We start from the raw sequence: 18743 nt of genomic DNA, 5'->3' as shown, positions 1-18743 counted from the left end.
GATCAGGCCTTCTGTTCCGCACCAACGATGGCTTCGAGCACCTCGTTCACGATGATTTCCTTGCGGACATCGCGTGACTCAATCGTTATGTCGGCTTCTTCATAAATCGGATGACGACGCTCCATCAGCTCCATCAACGTCGCCTTTGGGTTCTCGGTTTTGAGCAAAGGCCGGTTGTCGCGTTTGTTGACGCGTTCCCACAGCACCTCGATATCGGCCTTCAGCCACATGGAGAGACCGCCACGCTTGATGTGCCTGCGCGTGCTCTCATTGACGAATGCACCGCCGCCCGTTGACACCACCTTCGGTCCACCACGAAGCAGGCGCTTGATCACCCGCTTTTCAAGCGCGCGAAACTCGTCTTCGCCGTAGGACGCGAAAAGCTCAGGAATCGTCATGCGCGATACGCGCTCGATTTCGATATCCGTATCAACGAAAGGAATTTTAAGGTGTTGCGCAACAAGCCTGCCGATTGCGGACTTGCCCGCACCCATCAATCCCACGAAAACGAGGTTTCGTCGTCCAAGCTTTGCCCGCGCTCTTTCACCGATCGTTTTTTCACCCAATCCAGGATGAAAATTTGTGTTGGTTTCACTCATGAATGATGGCCCGTTTGGGATCGGTATCTGCAAATGTTTACGAAGCGTCAAGCCAAATCGCGGCTTATAGAAAGAGAATCGCCCGAAAGACGCGCCTTAGGTTTACAGCAACGGCCTTGTCCTTGCTTTGAGCGCGTCTCATATAAGACCTGAGACGTGCACCGGAGTTTCCATGCCAACCCTTTTTCGCTTCATCTTCGTCTTGGCGGCCATTGCGGGCATTATTTATGGCAGCATGGTTTCTCTTGTCTCTCTGGTTCAACCAAAAGAGCGGGAAGTCACCGTGCGCATTCCGTCCGAGCGTCTGAACCCCACCCCCTGATCTAACGAAAGCGCATCAATGGCTGGTCAGGACGCCGCAAGGCTGGAGAGTTTTCTGGAAATGATGAGCGCCGAGCGCGGGGCTGCGGAAAACACGCTGTCATCCTACGAACGTGATCTGACCGATCTGACGGACTTCCTACGAGAACGCAATACAGCGATATCAGAAGCCACGACCGCCGATCTTTCCGCCTATCTCGGACATCTTTCAACACAAGGATTTGCAGCCTCCTCGCAAGCGCGCCGCTTGTCCTCAACGCGCCAGTTTTATAAGTTTCTCTATACCGAAGGACTTCGGGGCGATGACCCCACCGGCATACTGGACGCACCCAAAAAAGGACGCCCCCTTCCCAAGATCATGAGCGTGTCAGATGTCACGAAGCTTCTGGCGCAGGCGCAAAAGGAAGCTGAAACGGAAGGGGCAGGACAAGTCGCTCGCATCCGCATGCATCTGTTGTTAGAGTTGCTTTACGCAACCGGCATGCGTGTCAGCGAACTGGTTTCGCTTCCCGCAACAGTTCTACGCCATGAAGGCCGTTTCCTAATGATCCGCGGTAAGGGCAACAAGGACCGCATGGTGCTGCTTTCGCGGACCGCCATGGAAGCCATGGACACCTACGACCGGGCGCGAAAAGCATTGGTTCCGAAAAAGGAGGGACTGCCCGAAAGCCCATGGCTTTTTCCTTCCAATGGTAAAGAAGGGCATCTGCCGCGTCAGGTTTTTGCCCGCGACCTGAAAGATATCGCCATCAGGGCTGGTCTTTCGCCTTCGGCAATTTCACCGCATATCATGCGCCATGCCTTTGCCAGCCACCTTTTACAGAATGGTGCAGACCTGCGTGCCGTGCAGGAACTGCTTGGCCATTCGGACATTTCCACGACACAAATCTATACACATGTGCTGGAAGAACGACTTCAAGAGCTGGTACAAACACACCACCCTCTTGCCAAACAGGCCAAAAACCTTGAATAGAGCGATCGGAACCGCCGGGACCACCCGGTCAAACCTTGCGCAAAACGATCGGAAACGGATCTCATGCACAACTACCTCGACTTCGAAAAACCTATCTCGGACCTTGAAGGCAAGATTCTGGAGCTGAAAAAGCTCGCCGCCGAAGACGAGAGCATAGATACCTCGGAGGAGATTTCGCGTCTTGAGTCCCGCGTCAGGGACTCGATGCAGGACATTTACTCCAAGCTGAACGCCTGGCAGAAAACGCAGGTCGCGCGCCACCCGCAGCGCCCGCACTTCGTCGATTATGCCAAGCAACTGTTCACAGACTTCACGCCGCTGGCCGGCGACCGCAAGTTTGCCGAGGATGCTGCAATCCAGGCGGGCCTCGGCCGGTTCAATGGACAGCCTGTCGCCATCATCGGCCAGGAAAAGGGCAGCGATACCAAGTCGCGGCTGAAGCATAATTTCGGCAGCCCGCGCCCTGAAGGATACCGCAAGGCCATCCGCGTTCTGGAACTGGCCGACCGTTTCTCCCTGCCTGTCATCACGCTGATCGATACCGCTGGTGCCTATCCGGGCGTCGGTGCCGAAGAGCGTGGCCAGGCGGAAGCCATCGCCCGTTCGACGGAAATGTGCCTCAATGCCAAGGTTCCGATTATATCCGTCGTGATCGGTGAAGGCGGTTCCGGCGGTGCCATCGCAATCGCCACCGGCAACCGCGTCTACATGCTGGAACATGCCATTTACTCGGTGATCTCACCCGAAGGTGCCGCCTCCATTCTGTGGCGCGATTCGACGCGTGCCAAGGAAGCCGCCACCAATATGCGGATCACGTCAGATGATCTGAAATCGCTTGGCGTTATCGATGCGATCATTCCCGAGCCTCTCGGCGGTGCACATCGCGACCCGGCAACAGTGATCGAGGCGACCGGCAAGACGATTGAAGCGGCAATGAAAGATCTCGTTCCGCTGTCTGGCAGCCAATTGCGCGCCGAACGACGTCAGAAGTTCCTCGACATCGGTCGTAGCCTGTAAAAATCGATATATACGTAAAATTACAGCCCACCCACGTTACGCGCGGGTGGGCTTTTGTCTTGGCAGATACCGTAAACGTAAATCCGCGCGGCGCACGTCAGCGTTTTGTTCGATAAAAGTGAACAACTTAACCATTAATGCCGCAACGTCTTGCATAAGGCGGTAACGCTCGGGTACTTACGAACTATCTTAAAAGCTACGGGGTCTGGGTTGGCGAAATTATCTTCGTTCGTTCGTAGAACACTGATCATGTTCGGTTTGGGTGTCGCCTTGCTCATCGGCATGGTTGCGACCTCCCTATGGCTCGTTCAGGCGAACAACAAATATTCGCAGGAAACTGCCGAGTTGCGCCGTATACGCGCTTCCATTCTAGACGTGCTCACCACGATACAGGATGCTGAAACCGGTCAGCGCGGTTATCTTCTGACAAACGACGAGCGTTATCTTGCTCCTTACCGGGAGGCTCTGAGAACACTCGGCGACATCCGTCAACGATTGGCGGAGCGCATTGGTAACCGGCCTGAATACATCGCCGATTTGCCCAAGCTTCAATCCAATCTCGATGCAAAAATGGCGGAAATCGGTCGCGCCGTTCAGCTCATGAACGACAATCGCACAACGGAAGCCATCGACCTTGTGCGCAGTGACACTGGCCTCACCTACATGCGGGAGATACGCGACACGCTCACTCGCTATCAGGAAACAACAGATAACCGGTTGCGGATCATCGTTGCGGATCAGTTGTCGGCTGCCGAGAACCTGCTCTGGGTCACGATCTGCGGCGCAGTCGCGATCCTTGCCGTACTGGGTGGTGCGCTCGCGCTCATCGCGAAATATATTCGGGAACTCACGCGTTCTCGCGAAGAGGTGGATGAGCTGAACAGAGGTTTGGAAGAGCGCGTCGACGAGCGCACAAGAGATCTCGTGCGCGCTAACCAGGAAATCCAGAAATTTGCCTACATCGTGACGCACGATCTGCGTGCCCCGCTCGTCAACATCATGGGTTTTCTGTCGGAGTTCGACACTTCGCTGAAACCTGTGCAGGCCTTCGTGCTGGCAGATGGAAAAACCTTGTCTGAAAACGAGGTGCGCGAGGCCAGACTTGCGGTGGAAGAAGATTTGCCAGAAGCCATGCGCTTCATCCGGTCTTCGACCCGCAAGATGGACCAGTTGATCAACGCCATTCTGAAAATTTCACGTGATGGACGCAGGAAATTGCAGGCTGAAAAGGTCGATCTCAAGGATATTCTGACCACGGCCAGCGCAAGCGTTCAACATCAGGTCACGGCCGTCGATGGCAAGATCGATATCGACATCCAAAACTTCACCGTCATCACCGACAGAATTTCTCTAGATCAAATCCTCGGCAATCTCTTCGACAATGCCGTCAAGTACCAGATGCCCGGAAGACCGCTGGAATTGACGGCACGGATTCTGCCGCAAGGGCGCGGCGTCGTGCGTATCGATGTCAGCGATAACGGCCGCGGTATAGCCGAGGACGATCTTGAGCGCGTTTTCGAACTCTTTCGCCGCGCGGGAGAGCAGGATCAGCAGGGCGAAGGCATAGGCCTCGCTCACGTCCGGTCGCTTATCAGAAATCTGGGTGGAGACATTACGGTTGCGTCAGAACTTGGCAAAGGAAGCACATTCCATCTGACATTGCCCATCGATCTGCGAAAAATCACGCGAGGGAACGACATATGAAAGCAACAGGACAAGAAGTCACGATCGTCATGATCGAGGACGACGAAGGTCACGCACGCCTCATCGAGAAAAATGTGCGCCGTGCTGGCGTCAATAACGAGATCGTCCCTTTTACCCTTGGCCACAAGGCGTTGGATTACATCCTCGGTCCAGAGCGGGACGGGCTCGTCAGCAAGGATCGTTATCTGCTGATCTTGCTGGATCTCAATTTGCCAGATACGTCGGGAATCAAGATTCTCGAGCAGATCAAAAGCAACGAATACACCAAGCGTCTTCCGGTCGTGGTTTTGACGACGACCGACGACGAAACCGAAATTCAGAAATGCTATGATCTCGGGGCGAATGTCTATATCACCAAGCCGGTGGACTATGAGGGCTTTGCTACAGCAATCAGAAACCTCGGCCTTTTCTTTTCCGTAATACAGGTTCCGTGAAAGCGTAATGACGTTGCGAATACTTTATGTCGATGACGACCCCACGCTCGCAAAGCTCGCGCAGCGCGTGTTGGGGCGCCATGACATAACCGTCGTTCACGCTGCTTCTGTTGCGACCGGCCTTGAAGAATTCAAGACGAATACCTTTGATGCGGTGGTGCTGGACCATTACTTCCAGAACGGTACCGGGCTGCAATTTCTGTCCGGCATTGGCGAAGCTCACCGAGACATACCCGTCCTCTACGTCACGGGGGCCAGTGAAGCGCAGGTTGCCATCGACGCGCTGAAGGCAGGTGCCGCCGATTACGTCATCAAGAATGTGGCCGACGACTTCTTTCCGCTTTTGTTGAATTCCATTCAGCAGGCGCTGGAAAATTTCCAGCTCCGGCGTGAAAAAGAGGAAGCCGAACGGCAGTTGCTGCAGGCGAAAGAACGCGCCGAACTGATGGCAAAGGAAATGAACCACCGTATTGCCAACAGCCTGTCGCTTGTCTCGGCCATGATCCGGATGCAACTGAATGCAGTGGCAACAGAGGAGGCTCGTACAGCACTTCTCGAAACACAAAGCCGGATTTCCGCAATCGCTGGCGTCCATCGCAGTTTGTATACTGCCCACAATGTCAGCGAAGTCGAACTCGGCTCCTATCTTTCATCCATCATCCAGGATCTGGCCAGATCGGCGCGCGACAGCGAAAAAATCCGTATGACAACGGATATGGACAACATCAAAGCAACACCGGACCAAGCTGTCGCTTTGGGCGTCATCGTCACAGAACTGACTACTAACGCCCTGAAATATGCCTATTCCGACGGTAGCGGCGAAATTCGTATTTCGCTAAAAACACAAGATAGTATCGTCCGGCTGATCGTTGAAGATGACGGCATTGGCATCAACGGTGCCAATCCGCCAAAGGGTACGGGTCTGGGCACGCGATTGATCACCGCAATGGCCCAAAGCCTAAAGGCAACCGTTAGCCAATCCGCCACCCTGACATCGGGTGGCGCATCCGTTTGCGTTCAGTGGGAAGAAAACGGCTCCTCCGACTGACATTTCCCTGGGCGGCAATTCACATCGATTGCATTGGTTCCAGACCGGGTGCAATGGCGACGGATTGCAAAGCCGGCGTACCGGACATGACCACAATCGGCGTTCCATCGGGAACACGATTATAGAGATCGATGATGTCCTGATTCATGAGACGCACGCAGCCCGAAGACACCGACTTGCCGATCGTCCACCATTCAGGCGAACCGTGCAGACGGTAGATGGTGTCCTGCCCATCCTTGAAAATGTAGAGTGCGCGCGCGCCGAGCGGGTTGTTGAGGCCAGGGGCCATACCGCCATTCGCCGCACTGTAGGGCTGAAGCTCCGGTTGACGTGCGATCATTTCATTCGGCGGGGTCCAGCGTGGCCATTGACGTTTATACTGGATGACGCCCCTGCCCGACCACTCGAAGCCAGCACGACCAAGGCCCACGCCGTAGCGCATGGCCTGATTGCCTTCATAGGTGAGGTAGAGGAAGTGGTTGGCCGTATCCACGACAATGGTCCCGGGTCGCTCACCTGTTGGGTTGTCGACCATCTGGCGGTAAAATCGGCGGTCTATTTTTTCATAGGGAATTGCCGGTAGTGGAAACTGCTCGTCCGGCTTCGGTCCGTAGATTTCTGCGTAGAACGGGTCGGCTACAGGACGAGTGTTCTGTGCGACTTCGCGTGGCGTCGTGGTGCATCCGGCAAGCGCGGTCAGGGCCAGACCTCCCGTACCAACGAGAAATGACCTGCGGGTAGTGTCATGCATTGTTAATCGATGTCCTTGTCAAGATTATCATCTCGCGCCCGCAAATGGGTCAGCGAGGGCCGCTTCTGGGCGGCTGATGGGGTATTTCGTGCCGGAGACCTTCTCGGCCATGCTCTTTGCACCATTGTTTTTCAAAATGGCGCGGAAGCTGGGGTGCATCCCGCCGTCGACATAAGAATTTACCGCACTGGAAGTTCCCTGGTTCAACGCAACTGCGAGTTTTTGCTGTTCGGCATCAAGCTTCGCAGCTATCGCGGGTTCCGGCTGGTTGATGACCTGTGGGCAGCTTACAAGCGGATCCGACGGCTCACCACCTGCAAATTCGCTGTTGAAGACATAGCGGCGGCCACATACGGACACTTTCGGCTGACGCTTGGTCAGTTCGAATGTGTCATATCCTTCCTTCAGTGTCTTCCAGAAGGGGAAGTTGGCGTCATCTTTGTAGGCGGCCATATTCCGGGCCGTCATCCGAAACGGATAGGCCTGGACCTGAAACTGGTTTTGTCCACCCTTGAGCGCCCTGTCCACAATCGCGTAGATTTCGCCGATCTGCTGATCCGTCATCGCGTAGCAGCCAGACGAAGAACATGCGCCATGCACCATCAGCGCCTCACCCGTGTAACCAAGCGCGGCTTCCAGGCGGTTGGGATAGCCGAGGTTGAAGGACACGAAATATTGCGAGTTCGGGTTCAGCATGCCTGCTGAAACATGATAGAAGCCCTCTGGTGCCTGCCTGTCTCCACTTTTGGTTTTTGGGCCCAACTTCCCGGACCAGCGGCACATCGGGTAGGTCTTGAAAAGCGCGTAGCTACCTGACTTATCGACCTTCCAGACTTCCAGCTCGCTCTCCTGCTTGAAGATGCGCACGAGCACGGGACTTTCTGGTTTCATGCCTTTTGCGGACATGGAGGCTGCAACTTTGGAAGACAGCTTCGGCGGGGCTCTGTCGGCACTATCGAGACCCATGGACGTGCAGGCGGCCAGCACGCCGCACAGCCCGGCGATGGTCGTCGCTCTTGTCAACGCATTAAATACGCTCCGCAGCTTCGCAGGTACGAACCTCGAAAAATTTGAATCAGTCATTAAAACGCCTTGCCCGCCTCTGTAAGCGAAACCGTACATAGAGAAGTTGGCCGCATGACGGCAACCAACGAACGGACAAAGATTCGTGAATTTACGTTACGTCTTCGTTAATCATAAGAACACAACAAAGTGAGAGCCTGCCGACTATACCAAAAGCCCCTGCCCGCCGTCGATCCAAACCGGACTGCCCGTGATGTGTCGGGATTTCGAACCTGCCAGAAATACGATGAGATCGGCGACGTCTTCGCTGCGGCCTGCCTGACCATCCGAAATCGGAATATCGCCCTCCGGCCATTCGACGGGAATGGCCGTCTCATCCTTTAATCGGATGTGCGTATTGTCGTTGATTTCGGTATCGATAGCACCGGGGCAGATCGCGTTGACGCGAATGCCATAACGCGCAAGCTCGAGAGCCAGCTGCTGCGCCATTGCAAGCTGTCCCGCTTTGGTCACGGAATAGGCTGTCGCACCGGGGGAGGTGAAAGTTCTGGTACCGTTGATGGAGGACACAATGATAATCGAGCCGCCATCCGATTTCATATGCGGTACGGCATTGCGGATGGTCAGATAGGTCCCACGCAGATTGATATTCATCGTCTGGTCCCACTCGGCAACCGTCAGGTCTTCGATGGGTGCCCAAACGCCGTTGATACCGGCATTGGCAATGACGACATCAAGACGACCGAACCGGTCGATAAGTTTCGAAGTCGCAGCCGCCATCTGGGTTTCGTTTGAAATGTCTGCCAACAGTGCCAGCGCTTTAGCGCCGTCATTTTGAATGTCGGCTACGACTGCATCCAGTTCCTCTTTCGTCCGCCCCAGCAAACCAATCGAATATCCTTCCTTTGCCAAGGCCAGCGCCGCTGCTCTGCCGATGCCAGATCCTGCTCCCGTAACCAGCGCAACCTTTGCAACCGTCATACTTTTCTCCTTGAAATGAATGTCCATAAGCTGTCCTTAGAGACAACCCCACACAAACCACCTTGTTCCAGTTGAACCCGGGCCAAATGAACATCATCCCACAGGACTTTTATTCGAGAGACGCCGTCATCGTCGCCGAGTCGCTGATCGGCTGCACGTTTCAGATCCACAATACCGGGGGCATAATCGTGGAAACGGAAGCTTACCGGGCAGACGACCCGGCGTCCCATAGCTTCAACGGCCCGACACCGCGTAACCGAACGATGTTTGGCGACCCCGGCCATCTCTATGTCTACCGATCCTATGGCCTGCACTGGTGCGCCAACATCGTATGCATGCCGGGCTCGGCAGTGTTGATCCGCGCGCTGGAGCCGACTGCTGGCATAAACTTGATGCAACTGCGCCGCGGCGTGACGAACATCGTCAACCTGTGTTCAGGTCCCGGAAAACTGGCGCAGGCGCTGGGGATCACCCATGAGATGGATGGCATAGCTTTGACTGGTGATCCGTTCTACGTAACAGATCGCTCATCAGAAGTCTCGGTCGTTGCCGGTCCGAGAATAGGCATATCGAAAGCTACCCACCAACCTTGGAGATTTGGCATGGATAAATCCCCGTTTCTCAGCCGGAAATTCCCAGTTTAGCTGGCAATTCCACTGTCTGTGCTGCACGCTTGATACCGTCCAACCCCAACATCGCTCCCAATAAATTAATTCGAAAATCCACAACAACAGTGGTCAGCACGTCTGAGCGCATGCAATAAATAACGACAACGTCGTGGGCGTTTTCCAACCGGCGCAATGATAAAGGGAACGAAGGAACCAGCATGACCATCATACCGAATTCCATAGAAGGCCGCGATATCGCCTATCAGATGCACCCGAACGTCAATCTGCGAAAATACGAGAAAACCGGCGGCGTTGTCATCGAATCTGGCGACGGCATCTACGTCTTCGACAATAATGGCAAACGTTACATCGAGGGATTGGCCGGCCTCTGGTCGGTTGCTGTTGGTTTCGGCGAAAAGCGGCTGGTGGAAGTGGCGCGTGCGCAGATGGAGAAGCTGCCCTACTACCATACCTTCGCCTACAAGACGCATGGCCCTTCGATCGAGCTTGCCGAAATGCTGATCCAGATGGCACCCGTGCCGATGTCGAAAGTGCATTTCACCTCTTCGGGTTCAGAAGCGAACGACCTTGCCTGCAAGATGGTCTGGTATCGTTCCAACGCGCTTGGCAACAAAGACAAGAAGAAGATCATCGGCCGCATCAAAGGCTATCACGGCGTGACCATTGCCTCTGGTTCGATCACCGGCCTTCCGCGCAATCATGAAAGCTTCGACCTGCCGCTGGACCGGATGGTTCACACTTCCTGCCCTTCCTATGTGCATTTCGGTCAGGAGAATGAAAGCGAAGCCGAATTCACCGCCCGCATGCTCAAGGATCTCGAAGACCTGATCCTCAAAGAAGGTCCGGAAACCATTGCCGCATTCTGGGGTGAGCCCGTCATGGGTGCTGGCGGCGTGTTGGTGCCACCAGATGGCTACTGGGAAGGCGTGCAGAAAATCCTGAAGAAGTACGATATTCTTCTGGTCGTTGACGAAGTTATCTGCGGCTTTGGTCGCACCGGAAACATGTTCGCTTGCCAGACCTATGGCATTGAGCCAGACGTGCTGGTGCTTTCCAAGCAGATTTCGTCATCCTATATGCCGCTTTCCGCAATCCTGATGAACGACAGTTTCTACCAGCCCATCGCCGACGAGTCCGACCGTATCGGCGTGTTCGGCCATGGCTTTACCGCATCCGGTCATCCGGTCGCGACGGCTGTCGGCCTTGAAAATCTGAAGATCATTCAGGAGCGCGATCTGGTCGGTAACGCTGCCCGGTTGGAGGAACAGTTCCTGTCCCGCCTGTCCGAACTGGCGAAGCATCCTGTGGCCCATTCATCGCGCGGCGTTGGTCTTTTGGGTGCTTTGGAAATCAACCCGTTCGCAGATGGCAAAGTGGGCGATGCGGCATTGGCCGTGGCGGCTGCGCTGGAAAAGGAAGGCGTGATCGCCCGGGCAGTCGGTGAGGCGATCTGCTTCTGCCCGCCGCTGATCATCACCGCCGAACAGATCGACGAGATGTTCGATGCACTGCAACGCGCCTTGGATGCGGTAGCGGCTGCGCGCGGATAATCCTATCCCATCGCATATGAAGGGCGACCGTTATAAAACGGCCGCCCTTCATAACTTCGGTGTCAGTGGACTAGTCAGGCGCTCTTGAGTACATCATCCAGCGCACCCACAAGCACATCCGCGTTCTCACGCGAGAACACGAGCGGAGGGCGAATTTTCAGGATGTTCGCATTTGGCCCGGATGCACTGATGAGAATGCGGCGGTCACGCAGGCCGTTGACGATGCGGGTCGTCAATGCTGCGTCCGGCTGCTTCGTGGTCCTGTCAGCGACGATCTCGACGCCGATGAACAGGCCAGAGCCGCGCACATCACCGATCGCTTGATGAGACAGGCTGCTGAGGCCGTCCCTCAGATAGCCGCCGACTTCCAACGCATTCTGCTGCAAACCTTCGATTCGGATAGTGTCGAGAACCGCTTTGCCAGCGGCGGCAGCGACGGGATTGCCGCCGAACGTGTTGAAATAGCGCGCACGCGGGCCAAACTCCGCAATGATTTCAGGACGCAGCACGATGCTTGCCATCGGGTAACCATTGCCCATGGGCTTACCCAGAGTCACCATGTCGGGTGAAACGCCGTGCCGTTCGAAACCCCACATGGTTTCTCCGGTACGACCGAATCCCGGTTGGACTTCGTCGGCAATGAAAAGGCCATCAGCTTCATGGATCGCATCCACCGCTGGTTTCAGGAACCCTTTCGGCCCCGCGAAAATGCCATCGCTTGAGAAGATCGTATCGGTAATCAGCATGGCCGGTTTGATGCCGTGGCGCTTCAGGTCAGCGATGGCGGCGCGCACATCACGACCGAACTTCTCCATCACCTCTTCAGGCGAATTGCGATAGGCGTCAGGTGCCGGAATAGTCCGGACGTGGGGGCCAAGTGTCACGGACTCCCCAAGTGAGGGAGAGAATTCTGCCGTTGCACTGGTCAGCCCATGGTAAGCAAGTTCCGTGGCGATAATGCCGGTGCCGCCGGTAACGAAGCGGGCGATACGCACCGCAAGGTCGTTTGCCTCGCTGCCGGTGCAGGTAAACATGGCCTGACTAAGCGCCTCGGGAAATGTCGCCGTCAACGTTTCGGCATAGTCGACAATGCCCTCATGCAGATAGCGGGTATGCGTGTTGAGAACCGCCGTCTGCTTGGTGATCGCCTCTACCACACGCGGATGGCAATGCCCCAGCGAAGCGACATTGTTGTAAGCATCCAGATATTTTTCACCTGCGGTATCATAAAGAAAAACACCTTCGCCACGCACCAGATGCAGCGGTTTTTCGTAAAAAAGGCGGTAGGCAGGACCGAGTACCTTTTCACGCCGGGCGATCAGCGCCCGCTCGTTCTCATCCAGCCGCTCAAAATCTTCGCGCGAAAAAGCATTTACCATCGACATGATTTCAGGCCTTCGAATGGTTGGGCACGAGCGTCTTCAGCCCTGCCGGTGTGAGATCGGATATGTTGAGAAGCCCCTGCCAGGCAGAGGCATGGTTGCGCATGATATAGTCGGCATTGTCCGGAAAAAGCGCTGAACGCGATTCAGCGATGATGATGGACATTGCCAGCCGCGACCGGGTCAGCACCGGCAGAAGCTCCATTTCAACGGGTTCGAGAGTGCGCGCCGACAGAAATCCGTCCAGAAATGCGCCGGTACGCGCGGCCCAATTCTCCGTCGCCAGATGATAGGAGAGTGCGACCGCAAGATCGTTGACGAGAGGCGCGTGCACCATGTCTCCGAAGTCGATGATGCCGACGACCTCACTCGGTTTGGCCGGATCAAGAAGAATATTGTGGGGATTGAAGTCATTGTGAATGATCTGGCGGCGGCTAAGCTCGGTCATTGTGGACGCCGCACGTTCGAATTCGGAAAGGACGGCTTCCACCTGCCCGCGCCGTTGCGGCGCGACGTGATCGGTGACATCGGTCAGATCGAGCGTGTGGGAAATGTCCCACATCAGCTTGCCCGCAGGCGGGCGACTTTTGCAGGTTTCAAGACCCAGTCCGAGTTCTGCCAATGCCTGACCGACATTGCGGCTCTGTGTTTCGCAGGCCTGTGTCCGATATTGCAACTCGCCGCGCAAAAAGGTCAACAGTCTAACGATGCGCGGGCCTTCCGAAGCGGAAATCGTATGGCTCGGTTCACCCTCATTCGTTAGAACGATCCTGGGAACGGGAACCGAAGGTGCCACTGACGCCAGATGCAGCAGAACACCGTCCTGAAAATCAAGCGCTGCGGGGTCCTCTGCCGGGTTGGCGATCTTGAGCACGAATTCGGTGCCGTCATCGCGGGTGAACAGGAAGGTCTCGTCACGCTCGCTGGAGAGACGCTTTGCGGTACCGGTAAGGCCATAGATGTCTTCGACGGCGGCAGCGGCATCGGTTAACGACGTCTGCTCCCATGTCGCCGACATGAAGTCCGCTGTCTTTGTGGCGGGCATTGGCTCCGTCATCTGTACTCCATTGCGTGCAATCTCCCGGCCTCGCCTGCAAGCGCCACCCCTCTTTAAGCGGCTTGTGTCGCTCTCGAAGTTGGTAGAACCTGCTAGCTTTCGTAGTCTTTACTTGAAACACAGAAAAAAAGATGCATCAAGTATCATATCGTTCAATTTGCGGACCGTCCTATGCCTGAATTCTCCACACTGGAATATGAGAATCTGAACAGTGCCGTTTATGGTGCGCTGTGCGACGCTCTCATTCAGGGGCGTTTCCAGCCTGGTGACCGGCTAAAGATTCGCGACCTCGCCGAGCAGTTTGGCACGAGCGTTACGCCCATCCGCGATGCTATTCTGCGGCTCGCCAATGATGAGGCTATCATCTTCCGATCTCCACGTGACATTCGTATTCCGGGTTTGAGCGAAAGTCGGTATCGGGAAATCCGAGCCATCCGTGTTCGGCTGGAAGGTCTTGCTGCCGAAACTGCAGCACAGGTCGCCACCAGTGCGGATATTGAGGCTTTGGAGCGTATTTTGCGCGAAAACGAACAGGCAATCGCCGTGGGTGATCGTCTGAAAGGCACGGAGCTGAACCAGGCATTCCACTTCATGCTGCCGCAAATTGCCGGGCTTCCGATGCTGAACGGCATTCTTCGGCGGCTGTGGCTACAGATGGGACCGCACATTTCCGACGCCTATGTGGAAGGTGGGCGGTCGATGATCGATCACCATTATCCTGTCATCGAAGCTTTGAAGCGGCACGATCCCTCGGCTGCCTCCATGGCGATTGTCGATGACATTCTGCTGGGCGGAAAGCCTATTCTGGAGCGCATCGAACGGGGTGAGGAGCGCCACGCTTTGCGTGCTTAAGCTTTCGCAAGAGGGCGCTTGCATTTCGCAAATGACCTATTAGGATGTATCAAGCATCAACGGAGAATGCGCGTATGACCGAAGAACGCCGCTATATGTTGTTGACGGGTGCAAGCCGCGGCATCGGCCATGCCACGGTAAAACTCTTTCAGTCCAAAGGCTGGCGCATTCTCACCGTCTCCCGGCAACCTTTCTCTGAGGAATGCGCCTGGCCATCTGCGCGCGAGAGCCACATTCAGGCAGACTTGGCAGATCTGACGCAAATCGAACGTCTTGCCGCAACGGTGCGTGACCGGTTGCCGAACGGTAGACTGCACGCGCTGGTCAACAACGCCGGTATTTCACCCAAGGGGCCTGAAAAAAGCCGGCTCGGCGTCATGGGAACGGATGCCGACATCTGGACGCAGGTGCTGAACGTCAATGTCGTATCGACAGCCTTGATTGCCCGCGCCCTCATGCCCGAGCTTGAGGCGGCTCGTGGCTCCATCGTCAACGTCACCTCTATTGCCGGAACCCGCGTTCACCCATTTGCCGGAGTGGCCTATGCGGCCTCCAAGGCGGCACTCGGCTCGCTGACGCGCGAAATGGCTCATGAATTCGGTCGTCGTGGCGTGCGTGCCAATGCTATTGCGCCGGGCGAAATCGAAACCTCGATCCTATCACCGGGAACAGATGCACTGGTAGCGGCGGAAGTGCCCATGCAGAGGCTGGGCGATCCGCGCGAAGTTGCGGAAACCATCTATTTTCTGTGCACCGAGCCTTCTTCCTACATCAACGGTGCCGAAATCCACATCAACGGAGGACAGCACGTCTAACGACGGCCAAACGGGGATACACCTGTTGACCGGAATGACCACAATGCATCCACGGATGAGGCGCTTTTGGGGAAAAGAGCGTGATCACCCGACAGACTGCTTAGCTTCGATATGCCAAAGGCAACGGTGGCACGGCAGTTGCATAAAATCGTCATCGGGACCGGCCAGACCGGCTCTCACAATAACGAACAAGGGGAACGCTATGAAAACTTTCATAAAAACTGGAATTTCCGCGACTGCAGCCATCGTGCTGTCGGCAAGCATCGTTGCGCCGGCTTTTGCACGGGACCTGACGGTCGTGTCCTGGGGCGGCAATTATCAGGACGCGCAGCGTAACATCTATTTCAAGCCCTTTGCTGAAAAGACCGGAAAGCCCGTTCTGGATGAAGCCTGGGATGGCGGCATCGGTGTCATTCAGTCAAAGGTAAAGGCAGGCGCGCCAAACTGGGATGCCGTACAGGTCGAGGCTGAGGAACTGGCACTGGGCTGCGCCGACGGGCTCTACGAGAAAATCGACTGGGAAAAGATGGGCGGCAAGGACAAGTTCCTCGACTCCGCCGTCAATGATTGCGGCGTCGGTGCCATCGTCTGGTCCACGGCAATCGCTTATGATGGTAACAAACTCAAGGACGGCCCGTCCTCCTGGGCGGATTTCTGGGACGTCAAGAAGTTTCCCGGCAAGCGCTCCTTGCGCAAAGGCCCTAAATACACACTCGAATTCGCGCTGCTGGCCGATGGTGTTTCCAAGGACGAACTCTACGACGTCTTGGCAACCGAAGAGGGCATTACACGCGCATTCAAAAAGCTGGACGAGTTGAAGCCAAACATCGTCTGGTGGGAATCGGGTGCGCAGCCGCTGCAATTCCTTGCTTCCGGCGAAGTAACGATGGCGTCGGCCTATAACGGTCGCATAACCGGTATCAACCGCACTGAAGGAAAAAACTTCAAGGTCGTCTTTCCGGGCAGCATCTACGCTGTAGACAGCTGGGTGGTATTGAAGGACGCCGAAAACAAAGCCGCCGCGCAAGACTTTATCGCCTTTGCAAGCCTGCCTGAAAATCAGGCCAAGCTCCCCGAATTCGTAGCTTACGGCCTGCCAAACAAAGCAGCCGCTGCGAAGGTCCCGGAGAAATTTGCCAAGGATCTGCCGACCGATCCGGCAAACATGACGGACTCGATTCCGCTGAACGTCGATTTCTGGATCGACAACGCGGAAACGCTGACGCAGCGCTTCAACGCCTGGCTTGCCAAGTAAGACATCCGCAAAGAAGGACACCTCACCGGTGTCCTTCCTTTCTGGCCGGGTGCGTTATTACGGGATTTCCGAAAAGTGCATCCTTCGCCTCAAGTGATGGAGCCTTGCGTGGCAGAATTTATTAGATTTGACCGTATTACAAAATTTTATGGCCCGCTTTGCGTAGTCGAAAACCTTGATCTCGGCATCGATAAGGGTGAATTCGTCAGTTTGCTCGGTCCTTCCGGTTCCGGGAAGACAACACTGCTGATGATGCTTGCCGGTTTTGAGCAGGCCACATCCGGCAATATTCTGTTGGATGGAAAGGCAATCAACGACGTCCCAACGCACAAGCGTGACATGGGCGTCGTGTTTCAGAGCTACGCATTATTCCCGCATATGTCGGTCGGCGAAAACGTCGCCTTCCCGCTCCAGATGCGCGGTGTACCAAAAGCGGAGATCGCCAAACGCGTGGCGCGCGCGCTGGACATGGTGCAGCTATCGGCCTTCGCCGACCGCCGTCCTTCCCAGCTTTCGGGTGGCCAGCAACAGCGTGTGGCGCTTTCCCGTGCTTTGGTTTTCGAGCCGCGCGTGGTTTTGATGGATGAGCCGCTCGGCGCACTCGACAAGCAGTTGCGGGAGCAGATGCAGTTGGACATCCGCGAACTGCATAGACGCCTTGGCCTGACCATCGTGTTCGTAACGCACGATCAGTCCGAAGCGTTGACCATGTCGGATCGTGTTGCTGTTTTCAACAAGGGCAAAATCGAGCAGATCGGAACACCACGTCAGGTCTATGACGAACCTGCGACGCGCTTCGTGGCTGAATTCATCGGCGAGACCAATCTGGTCGAGGGCGTGGTTGAAACGATACAGGGACTGGAAGCCGTGGTGCGTGTGGCATCAGGCGCGAAGATCGTTTCTGCGCTGTCCGCGCAGGTGTCGCCTGGCCAGACAGTGTATGTTTCCATCCGCCCCGAGCGGGTCGATTTGACGGAAATACGCGCAGATGCGCGAAACTGTCTCGAAGCGGAGGTCACGGATTCTGTCTATCAGGGTGATCATCTGCGTGTGCAATTGCAGAACCCCTCCCATCAACTGATTGCCAAGCTGGGCCGCCGCTCACGCGAATTTCAGCCGGGCGCGAAGGTTTATGCTGCCTTTTCAGCGGATGATTGCCGGGTTATCTCGCCATGAGCGTCATCACATCGCGCACCGGCCGATCGCTGCTTTTACTGGCACCGCTCTTCGTCTTCCTCATCGGTTTTTTCGTCTGGCCACTGTTCAGCATGATGTCGCAATCAGTGTCAGACACAGCCGTTTTGCGCATTCTGCCGCGTAGCGCAGAGGTGCTGCCGGGCTGGGATCGTGCGTCGCCGCCGACCATCGCGATGCAAACCGCACTGATCGAGGATCTGAAGGCCGTTGATGACGACCAGGCACTGGGCGACATGGTCCGCCGCCTCAACAGCGCTCGCTCAGGCTTTCGCACATTGATGTCGAAAACCACGAGTGCGCTGGGTAATACGGCAAGTGCGCCCACCGATCTGGTTTCCATCGACAAGAGATGGGAAAAGCCCGAGTTCTGGCTGGCGATCGCGGATGCGCTGTCGCCGCTGACGGATCGTAACCTGCTTGCCGCAGTCGATCTTGGTCGCAATGCAACCGGTGAGATCGAACACCTGCCCGCTGATCAATCGGTCAACCGCGTCATCCTCATCCGCACTTTCTGGATTGCCGCGCTCGTCACCTTTGCCTGCGCCTGCATCGGCTTTCCCTATGCGATCATTGCAGCGTCACTCACCGGTTGGAAACGTGATCTGATGCTCGGGGCCGTGCTGTTGCCGCTGTGGACTTCACTGCTGGTGCGCACCGCCGCATGGTTCATCCTGTTGCAGGAAAAGGGTCTTATCAACGACCTCTTGCAGACACTCGGCTTGATCAGCAGTCCTCTGGCTCTCATTTTCAATCGCACCGGCGTCATCATCGCCATGACCCATGTGCTGCTGCCCTTCATGGTCCTGCCGATCTACTCGGTGCTCATCACAATTCCCAAAAACCTGATGCCAGCCGCCGCATCGCTGGGTGCCCATCCGTTGCGCGCGTTCCTGCGGGTTCTGTTGCCGCTGAGCTTGCGTGGGGTTGCTTCCGGTAGCCTGCTCGTTTTCATTTCGGCCATCGGCTACTACATCACTCCGGCGCTGATCGGCGGGCCGGGCGACCAGATGATCTCCTCGATCATCGCATTCTACGCCACCGGTTCGGCAAACTGGGGCATGGCTGGTGCCCTGGGTGTCGTGCTGCTCATCGCGACATTGGTTCTCTACAGCTTTTATGCACGGCTTTCTGCCGAAGAATCGGAAAGGTATTAGG

Annotated in this window: 20 protein-coding genes; 13 read left to right on the top strand and 7 right to left on the bottom strand. The window is 56.0% G+C overall.

Annotated features, from left to right (window positions below):
* Positions 1 to 2: 2 nt before the first annotated feature.
* Positions 3 to 599 (bottom strand): shikimate kinase, encoded by a 597-nt coding sequence (locus DSM25558_RS12930; protein ID WP_067652173.1) that lies wholly within the window; start codon positions 597 to 599, stop codon positions 3 to 5.
* A gap of 172 nt (positions 600 to 771) precedes the next feature.
* Between DSM25558_RS12930 and DSM25558_RS28285 the strand changes: the two genes are divergently transcribed.
* The 6 genes from DSM25558_RS28285 (at position 772) to DSM25558_RS12905 (ending at position 6096) form a co-directional block, all read left to right on the top strand.
* The gene (locus DSM25558_RS28285; protein WP_103586059.1) at positions 772 to 921 is read left to right on the top strand and encodes a hypothetical protein; all 150 of its coding nucleotides are present in this window, start codon (positions 772 to 774) and stop codon (positions 919 to 921) included.
* Positions 922 to 939: 18 nt separating this feature from the next.
* On the top strand, positions 940 to 1893 hold the full coding sequence (gene xerD / locus DSM25558_RS12925; protein WP_077105176.1) for a site-specific tyrosine recombinase XerD: 954 nt from the start codon (positions 940 to 942) through the stop codon (positions 1891 to 1893).
* A gap of 63 nt (positions 1894 to 1956) precedes the next feature.
* Positions 1957 to 2910 carry an acetyl-CoA carboxylase carboxyltransferase subunit alpha gene (locus DSM25558_RS12920; RefSeq protein ID WP_077105175.1) on the top strand — a complete coding sequence of 318 codons (954 nt, stop codon included), beginning with the start codon at positions 1957 to 1959 and terminating at the stop codon, positions 2908 to 2910.
* A gap of 249 nt (positions 2911 to 3159) precedes the next feature.
* The gene (locus DSM25558_RS12915; protein ID WP_077105174.1) at positions 3160 to 4614 is read left to right on the top strand and encodes a sensor histidine kinase; all 1455 of its coding nucleotides are present in this window, start codon (positions 3160 to 3162) and stop codon (positions 4612 to 4614) included.
* On the top strand, positions 4611 to 5048 hold the full coding sequence (locus DSM25558_RS12910) for a response regulator (protein WP_077105173.1): 438 nt from the start codon (positions 4611 to 4613) through the stop codon (positions 5046 to 5048). Before DSM25558_RS12915 ends, DSM25558_RS12910 begins: the two co-directional genes overlap by 4 nt.
* A 7-nt stretch (positions 5049 to 5055) precedes the next feature.
* Positions 5056 to 6096, top strand: a complete 1041-nt coding sequence (locus DSM25558_RS12905) for a response regulator (RefSeq protein WP_077105172.1) — start codon at positions 5056 to 5058, stop codon at positions 6094 to 6096.
* Positions 6097 to 6115: 19 nt separating this feature from the next.
* Here DSM25558_RS12905 and DSM25558_RS12900 read toward each other — a convergent pair whose 3' ends face one another.
* The 3 genes from DSM25558_RS12900 to DSM25558_RS12890 all read right to left on the bottom strand — a co-directional run bounded on the left by DSM25558_RS12900 (position 6116) and on the right by DSM25558_RS12890 (position 8851).
* Positions 6116 to 6847, bottom strand: a complete 732-nt coding sequence (locus DSM25558_RS12900; protein ID WP_077105171.1) for a L,D-transpeptidase — start codon at positions 6845 to 6847, stop codon at positions 6116 to 6118.
* A 27-nt stretch (positions 6848 to 6874) separates the two neighbouring features.
* Positions 6875 to 7930, bottom strand: a complete 1056-nt coding sequence (locus tag DSM25558_RS12895) for a L,D-transpeptidase family protein (protein ID WP_244910311.1) — start codon at positions 7928 to 7930, stop codon at positions 6875 to 6877.
* Between the two features lie 144 nt (positions 7931 to 8074).
* Positions 8075 to 8851 (bottom strand): SDR family oxidoreductase, encoded by a 777-nt coding sequence (locus tag DSM25558_RS12890; protein WP_077105170.1) that lies wholly within the window; start codon positions 8849 to 8851, stop codon positions 8075 to 8077.
* An 86-nt stretch (positions 8852 to 8937) separates the two neighbouring features.
* On the opposite strand from DSM25558_RS12890, the gene DSM25558_RS12885 reads away from it, so the two are divergent.
* Positions 8938 to 9495: a DNA-3-methyladenine glycosylase gene (locus DSM25558_RS12885; RefSeq protein ID WP_077105169.1), complete on the top strand. Its 558-nt coding sequence runs from the start codon at positions 8938 to 8940 to the stop codon at positions 9493 to 9495.
* On the opposite strand, the gene DSM25558_RS28280 is transcribed toward DSM25558_RS12885, so the two are convergent.
* Positions 9473 to 9688, bottom strand: a complete 216-nt coding sequence (locus DSM25558_RS28280) for a hypothetical protein (RefSeq protein ID WP_143240099.1) — start codon at positions 9686 to 9688, stop codon at positions 9473 to 9475. The genes DSM25558_RS12885 and DSM25558_RS28280 overlap by 23 nt on opposite strands.
* Here DSM25558_RS28280 and DSM25558_RS12880 point away from each other — a divergent pair.
* Positions 9678 to 11030 carry an aspartate aminotransferase family protein gene (locus tag DSM25558_RS12880; protein WP_077105168.1) on the top strand — a complete coding sequence of 451 codons (1353 nt, stop codon included), beginning with the start codon at positions 9678 to 9680 and terminating at the stop codon, positions 11028 to 11030. The genes DSM25558_RS28280 and DSM25558_RS12880 overlap by 11 nt on opposite strands.
* Positions 11031 to 11104: 74 nt before the next feature.
* Here the strand turns inward: DSM25558_RS12880 and DSM25558_RS12875 are convergent, their stop codons facing one another.
* Positions 11105 to 12415, bottom strand: a complete 1311-nt coding sequence (locus DSM25558_RS12875; protein ID WP_077105167.1) for an aspartate aminotransferase family protein — start codon at positions 12413 to 12415, stop codon at positions 11105 to 11107.
* Positions 12416 to 12419: 4 nt separating this feature from the next.
* Positions 12420 to 13469 (bottom strand): phosphotransferase, encoded by a 1050-nt coding sequence (locus tag DSM25558_RS12870; RefSeq protein ID WP_077105166.1) that lies wholly within the window; start codon positions 13467 to 13469, stop codon positions 12420 to 12422.
* A 171-nt stretch (positions 13470 to 13640) separates the two neighbouring features.
* Here DSM25558_RS12870 and DSM25558_RS12865 point away from each other — a divergent pair, with 171 nt between their 5' ends.
* From DSM25558_RS12865 to DSM25558_RS12845, 5 genes are all read left to right on the top strand, one after another.
* Positions 13641 to 14321, top strand: coding sequence for a GntR family transcriptional regulator (locus DSM25558_RS12865; RefSeq protein WP_077105165.1), 681 nt, complete (start codon positions 13641 to 13643; stop codon positions 14319 to 14321).
* A gap of 74 nt (positions 14322 to 14395) precedes the next feature.
* Positions 14396 to 15136 carry an SDR family NAD(P)-dependent oxidoreductase gene (locus DSM25558_RS12860; protein WP_077105164.1) on the top strand — a complete coding sequence of 247 codons (741 nt, stop codon included), beginning with the start codon at positions 14396 to 14398 and terminating at the stop codon, positions 15134 to 15136.
* Positions 15137 to 15338: 202 nt separating this feature from the next.
* Positions 15339 to 16391, top strand: a complete 1053-nt coding sequence (locus tag DSM25558_RS12855; RefSeq protein ID WP_077105163.1) for an ABC transporter substrate-binding protein — start codon at positions 15339 to 15341, stop codon at positions 16389 to 16391.
* Positions 16392 to 16487: 96 nt separating this feature from the next.
* Positions 16488 to 17567 (top strand): ABC transporter ATP-binding protein, encoded by a 1080-nt coding sequence (locus DSM25558_RS12850; protein ID WP_077105162.1) that lies wholly within the window; start codon positions 16488 to 16490, stop codon positions 17565 to 17567.
* Complete coding sequence (locus DSM25558_RS12845; protein ID WP_077105161.1) at positions 17564 to 18742, top strand: ABC transporter permease; 1179 nt, start codon at positions 17564 to 17566, stop codon at positions 18740 to 18742. The genes DSM25558_RS12850 and DSM25558_RS12845 overlap by 4 nt, the downstream gene beginning before the upstream one ends.
* Position 18743: the final 1 nt, after the last annotated feature.

It is taken from the genome of Agrobacterium sp. DSM 25558, assembly GCF_900100825.1.
Lineage (GTDB): Bacteria > Pseudomonadota > Alphaproteobacteria > Rhizobiales > Rhizobiaceae > Agrobacterium.
This window is presented reverse-complemented; position numbering and strand designations above follow the sequence as displayed.

What these genes read in the sequence shown, in the direction of transcription:
- DSM25558_RS12920 (WP_077105175.1), top strand. Translation starts at nt 1,957, where the DNA reads ATGCACAACTACCTCGACTTCGAAAAACCTATCTCGGACCTTGAAGGC.
- DSM25558_RS12845 (WP_077105161.1), top strand. Translation starts at nt 17,564, where the DNA reads ATGAGCGTCATCACATCGCGCACCGGCCGATCGCTGCTTTTACTGGCA.
- DSM25558_RS12875 (WP_077105167.1), bottom strand. Translation starts at nt 12,415, where the DNA reads ATGTCGATGGTAAATGCTTTTTCGCGCGAAGATTTTGAGCGGCTGGAT.
- DSM25558_RS12895 (WP_244910311.1), bottom strand. Translation starts at nt 7,930, where the DNA reads ATGACTGATTCAAATTTTTCGAGGTTCGTACCTGCGAAGCTGCGGAGC.
- DSM25558_RS12930 (WP_067652173.1), bottom strand. Translation starts at nt 599, where the DNA reads ATGAGTGAAACCAACACAAATTTTCATCCTGGATTGGGTGAAAAAACG.
- DSM25558_RS12850 (WP_077105162.1), top strand. Translation starts at nt 16,488, where the DNA reads ATGGAGCCTTGCGTGGCAGAATTTATTAGATTTGACCGTATTACAAAA.
- DSM25558_RS12865 (WP_077105165.1), top strand. Translation starts at nt 13,641, where the DNA reads ATGCCTGAATTCTCCACACTGGAATATGAGAATCTGAACAGTGCCGTT.
- DSM25558_RS12860 (WP_077105164.1), top strand. Translation starts at nt 14,396, where the DNA reads ATGACCGAAGAACGCCGCTATATGTTGTTGACGGGTGCAAGCCGCGGC.
- DSM25558_RS12915 (WP_077105174.1), top strand. Translation starts at nt 3,160, where the DNA reads ATGTTCGGTTTGGGTGTCGCCTTGCTCATCGGCATGGTTGCGACCTCC.
- xerD (WP_077105176.1), top strand. Translation starts at nt 940, where the DNA reads ATGGCTGGTCAGGACGCCGCAAGGCTGGAGAGTTTTCTGGAAATGATG.
- DSM25558_RS28280 (WP_143240099.1), bottom strand. Translation starts at nt 9,688, where the DNA reads ATGATGGTCATGCTGGTTCCTTCGTTCCCTTTATCATTGCGCCGGTTG.
- DSM25558_RS12890 (WP_077105170.1), bottom strand. Translation starts at nt 8,851, where the DNA reads ATGACGGTTGCAAAGGTTGCGCTGGTTACGGGAGCAGGATCTGGCATC.
- DSM25558_RS12910 (WP_077105173.1), top strand. Translation starts at nt 4,611, where the DNA reads ATGAAAGCAACAGGACAAGAAGTCACGATCGTCATGATCGAGGACGAC.
- DSM25558_RS12905 (WP_077105172.1), top strand. Translation starts at nt 5,056, where the DNA reads ATGACGTTGCGAATACTTTATGTCGATGACGACCCCACGCTCGCAAAG.
- DSM25558_RS12855 (WP_077105163.1), top strand. Translation starts at nt 15,339, where the DNA reads ATGAAAACTTTCATAAAAACTGGAATTTCCGCGACTGCAGCCATCGTG.
- DSM25558_RS12900 (WP_077105171.1), bottom strand. Translation starts at nt 6,847, where the DNA reads ATGCATGACACTACCCGCAGGTCATTTCTCGTTGGTACGGGAGGTCTG.
- DSM25558_RS28285 (WP_103586059.1), top strand. Translation starts at nt 772, where the DNA reads ATGCCAACCCTTTTTCGCTTCATCTTCGTCTTGGCGGCCATTGCGGGC.
- DSM25558_RS12885 (WP_077105169.1), top strand. Translation starts at nt 8,938, where the DNA reads ATGAACATCATCCCACAGGACTTTTATTCGAGAGACGCCGTCATCGTC.
- DSM25558_RS12880 (WP_077105168.1), top strand. Translation starts at nt 9,678, where the DNA reads ATGACCATCATACCGAATTCCATAGAAGGCCGCGATATCGCCTATCAG.
- DSM25558_RS12870 (WP_077105166.1), bottom strand. Translation starts at nt 13,469, where the DNA reads ATGACGGAGCCAATGCCCGCCACAAAGACAGCGGACTTCATGTCGGCG.